The sequence below is a fragment of the Micrococcus sp. LASM2_SD2 genome (genome assembly GCF_057364565.1).
The window spans coordinates 1-2839 of the sequence record NZ_JBNFOB010000269.1; the positions used below are offsets into that span (position 1 = coordinate 1).

Here is a 2839-nt window from a genome sequence, read left to right on the forward strand (position 1 = left end):
CGCGGCGCGCAGCGCCCCGCTCCGCCGCCGCGGGGCCTCCGGCCCATCCGGACAGCGCGGCGCGGAGGGTCTTCCTCCGCTGGGCGAAGGCGGCGTCCACCACCGCGAAGACGTCCGCGCGGTCCACGTCCGCCACCGGCTGCCGGTCGGCACGTTCGAAGGCCACCAGCCCGGAGTGGATGCGCGGGGCCGGCCAGAACACCTGCGTGCCGATCGTGCCCGCTTTGCGGACCGGGCCATACCAGGCGGCCTTGGCCGAGGGGACGCCGTAGACCTTGGAGCCCGGGCCGGCGGCCAGACGGTCGGCGACCTCCTCCTGCACCATCACCAGCCCGTGGCGGATGCTCGGGAAGCGCTCCAGCACGTGCAGCAGGACGGGGACGGCCACGTTGTACGGCAGGTTGGCCACCAGCGAGGTCGGTGCCCCGTGCGCGGTGGCCGGGCGAACGGCGTCCACGTCCTCGGGCGTGACCTTCATGGCATCGGCGTTCAGGACGGACAGCCGGTCCGAGGCACGCCCGCGCATCGCGGAGGCGGTCTCGGGGAGGCGGGCGGCCGTCGTCGGGTCGATCTCCACGGCGGTCACGGCAGCCGCGGCGTCCATGAGGCCGAGGGTCAGCGAGCCGAGCCCAGGCCCGACCTCCAGGACGTGCTCGTCCGGTGCGAGGCCGGCCTCGGCGACGATGCGGCGGATGGTGTTCGGGTCGATCACGAAGTTCTGCCCCCAGGACTTGGTGGGGCGCAGCTCCAGCTCCGCGGCGATGCGCCGGACGTCCGCGGCACTGAGCAGCGGGGCGGCGGAGGACACGGCGGAGGCGCCGTCGGCGTGATCGGGCATGGACACGAGTCTATCGAGCGCGGACGCACCGCGGCCCGGCCCCTGTGGAGGGACCGGGCCGCAGCGGCACGGACAGGCGCTCAGTACAGGCCGAGCTTGGCCTGGCAGCCGGGCCAGGCGCCCCAGCCGGCGGTGGCGTGGATCTTCTTGCCCATGATGATCTGCTCCTCACGGGAGGCCATGTGCGGCATCGGGGCGTACTGGGTGCCACCGTTGGCGACCCACACGTCCTGCTTGAACTGGATGCCGCCGTAGAAGCCGTTGCCGGAGTTCATGGACCAGTTGCCCCCGGTCTCGCAGTACGCGAGGCGGTCCCACACGGAACCGGACGGGGTGGTGGAGGCGGTACGCTCGACGGCGGCACGCTGCTGGGCGGCCTCCGCGGCGGCACGCTCCTCGGCGGCCTTCTGCTTCTCCGCACGCTCACGGGCGACCTTCTCGGCCCAGGCCTTCTGGGCGGCCTCGCGCTCGGCGACCTTCTCTGCCCAGGCCTGCTTCGCGGCCTCCTGGCGGGCGGCCTCGGCGGCCGCGCGCTCCTGGGCCTCGCGCTCCTCGATGCGGGCCTGCTTCGCCCGGCGATACTCGAAGACCTTGCGCTTCTGGGCCTGCTCCGCGGCCTTCTCGCGGGCCTCGGCCTTCTCGCGGGCCTCGATCCGGGCCTTCTTGGCACGGCGGTACTCGTAGACCTTGCGCTTGTGCGCCTGCTCCGCGGCCTTCTCGGCCTCGGCCTTCTCCGCGGCGGCCTTCTCGTCCTCGGCCTCGCCTGCGTCGGCCTGACGCTCGACGTCCCCGCCCTTCGCGGTCTCGTCCTTCTCCACCTGGGCCACGCGGTCCAGTTCCACGGTCCGCTGGTCCGCCTGGACCTGCTCGTCCTGGCCGGCGCAGGCGGTCAGGCCGAGGGCGGCGATCGCGGCGACGGCGGCCACACGGCCATGACGGGACGAACGCAGAATCGGGGCAGACAGCATGAAGCCTTCTCTCCTGTACAGGACTCGGACGCTCGGACGCAGGTGGACGGCATCTCAGCCGTTCCGCGGCGGCGGTTCACGCCGACACAGCGAGCCATCACGAGATGAACAGGCTCGACGATAACGAGATGGTCACGATAGATCAAGGAACGGTGACGAACCACACCGGAGCACCCGTCCCTGCTCACATCCGGGCGTGGGGCGTAGGCTGGCCCGAACGAGGCCGCCCGCAACGCGTGCGGCCTGCAGTCCGCCTGCCCCGCCTGACAGGAGTCCATGCCCATGCGTCCCGGCACCCCCGCCTTCACCGATCTGACCGACGCCCTCATCGCGAGGATCCAGGAGGTGGTCGAGGGCAAGCCCGAGGCCGTCCGGACCGCGGTGCTGGTGCAGCTGGCCGGCGGCCACCTGCTCGTGGAGGACGTCCCGGGCGTGGGCAAGACCCTGCTCGCCCGCACGCTCGCCGGGGCCCTCGGCGGCAGCGTGAACCGCATCCAGTTCACCCCGGACCTGCTGCCGGCGGACATCACCGGCGTCTCCGTGTTCCACCAGGAACGCCACGACTTCCAGTTCCGCCCCGGGCCGGTCTTCGCGCACCTGGTGATCGCGGACGAGATCAACCGCGCCTCCGCCAAGACCCAGGCCGCCCTCCTGGAGGCCATGGAGGAGCACCGGGTGTCCGTGGACGGCACCACCCACCGGCTGCCGGACCCGTTCATGGTGGTGGCCACCCAGAACCCGTCCGACTCCCAGGGCACCTATCCGCTCCCGGAGGCGCAGCGCGACCGCTTCATGGCCCGCATCTCCATGGGCTACCCGGACACGGACGCCGAGGTGCTCATGCTGGCCCACCACACGCATGACCCCGAGCACGCGTCCCCCGTCCTGCAGGACTCGGTGGAACCGGTGACGGACGTGGACACCGCCCGCGAGCTGATCGCGGCCACCGCGATGGTCGCGGTCGGCGAGCCGGTGCGCCGCTACCTCGTGGCGCTCGGCCAGGCCACCCGCGAGCACGCGGATGTGCGCGTGG

At 72.6% G+C, this 2839-nt stretch carries 3 protein-coding genes; 1 reads left to right on the plus strand and 2 read right to left on the minus strand.

The features are described from left to right. Both rsmA and AC2W7A_RS11220 read right to left on the minus strand, forming a co-directional pair. On the minus strand, positions 1 to 838 hold an 838-nt coding region (rsmA, locus tag AC2W7A_RS11215; protein ID WP_485991421.1), incomplete at its 3' end, for a 16S rRNA (adenine(1518)-N(6)/adenine(1519)-N(6))-dimethyltransferase RsmA. Between the two features lie 80 nt (positions 839 to 918). After that, positions 919 to 1806, minus strand: a complete 888-nt coding sequence (locus AC2W7A_RS11220; RefSeq protein ID WP_485991422.1) for a transglycosylase family protein — start codon at positions 1804 to 1806, stop codon at positions 919 to 921. 282 nt (positions 1807 to 2088) lie between these two features. Between AC2W7A_RS11220 and AC2W7A_RS11225 the strand changes: the two genes are divergently transcribed. After that, a partial coding sequence (locus AC2W7A_RS11225) for an AAA family ATPase (RefSeq protein WP_485991423.1) occupies positions 2089 to 2839 on the plus strand: 751 nt, incomplete at its 3' end.

Bases quoted from the DNA above. Each gene is read 5' to 3' on its own strand.
- AC2W7A_RS11220 (WP_485991422.1), bottom strand. From the start codon at position 1,806: ATGCTGTCTGCCCCGATTCTGCGTTCGTCCCGTCATGGCCGTGTGGCC.